1 protein-coding gene is annotated in these 1,342 nt (G+C 65.0%); it reads left to right on the top strand.

Annotation, left to right across the window (positions count from 1 at the left end; all coding sequences use genetic code 11):
* Positions 1-2: 2 nt before the first annotated feature.
* A partial coding sequence (locus ACQKLX_RS29830; protein ID WP_427365176.1) for an acyl-CoA carboxylase subunit beta occupies positions 3-1,342 on the top strand: 1,340 nt, incomplete at its 3' end.

Genomic DNA, 1,342 nt, shown 5'->3' with positions numbered 1-1,342 from the left:
CGATGAAAGACATTCTCGAACAGCTTGAAGACCGGCGCGCGGGCGCGCGTCTGGGCGGCGGCGAGCGGCGCATCACGGCGCAGCACAGCAGAGGCAAGCTCACCGCCCGCGAGCGCATCGAGCTCCTGCTCGACAAGGACTCCTTCGAGGAGTTCGACATGTTCGTGCAGCACCGCGCCGTCGATTTCGGCATGGACAAGGCCGAGAAGATCCCCGGCGACGGCGTCGTCACCGGCTGGGGCACGGTCAATGGCCGCACCGTCTTCGTCTTCTCCAAGGACTTCACCGTCTTCGGCGGCTCGCTCTCCGAGACCCACGCCCAGAAGATCATCAAGATCCAGGACATGGCGCTGAAGATGCGTAGCCCCATCGTCGGCCTGTTCGACGCCGGCGGCGCCCGCATCCAGGAAGGCGTCGCGGCGCTCGGCGGCTATGGCGAGGTCTTCAAGCGCAATGTCCAGGCATCCGGCGTCATCCCGCAGATCTCGGTGATCATGGGCCCCTGCGCCGGCGGCGACGTCTATTCGCCGGCGATGACCGATTTCATCTTCATGGTCCGCGACACCTCCTACATGTTCGTCACCGGCCCGGAGGTGGTGAAGACCGTCACCAACGAGACCGTGACGTCGGAAGAACTCGGCGGCGCCAAGGTCCACACCTCGAAGTCCTCGGTCGCCGACGGCTCCTTCGAGAACGATGTCGAGGCCCTGCTGCAGGTGCGCCGCCTGATCGACTTCCTGCCGGCCAACAACACGGTCGGCGTGCCGGAATGGCCGAGCTTCGACGTACCCGACCGCGTCGACATGAGCCTCGACACGCTGGTCCCCGACAATCCGAACAAGCCCTACGACATCAAGGAACTGATCCTGAAGGTCGTCGACGAGGGCGATTTCTTCGAGATTCAGGAGTCTTACGCCAGGAACATCGTCACCGGCTTCGCCCGGATCGAGGGCCGCACCGTCGGCATCGTCGCCAACCAGCCGATGGTGCTGGCCGGCGTGCTCGATTCCGACGCCAGCCGCAAGGGCGCCCGCTTCGTGCGCTATTGCGATGCTTTCGAAATCCCGATCGTCACTTTGGTCGACGTTCCCGGCTTCCTGCCCGGCACGGCGCAGGAATATGGCGGCCTGATCAAGCACGGCGCCAAGCTGCTCTTCGCCTATTCGGAGTGCACGGTGCCGCTGGTCACGATCATCACCCGCAAGGCTTTCGGCGGCGCCTATGACGTGATGGCCTCCAAGCATATCGGCGCCGACGTCAACTATGCCTGGCCGACGGCGCAGATCGCGGTGATGGGCGCCAAGGGCGCGGTCGAGATCATCTTCCGCGGCGGCGACGCCGA

The organism is Allobosea sp. NPDC003192 (genome assembly GCF_050275675.1).
Taxonomy (GTDB): domain Bacteria; phylum Pseudomonadota; class Alphaproteobacteria; order Rhizobiales; family Beijerinckiaceae; genus Allobosea.
The sequence above is the reverse complement of the archived record's forward strand: the minus strand, read 5'-3'. Positions and strand labels throughout refer to the sequence as shown.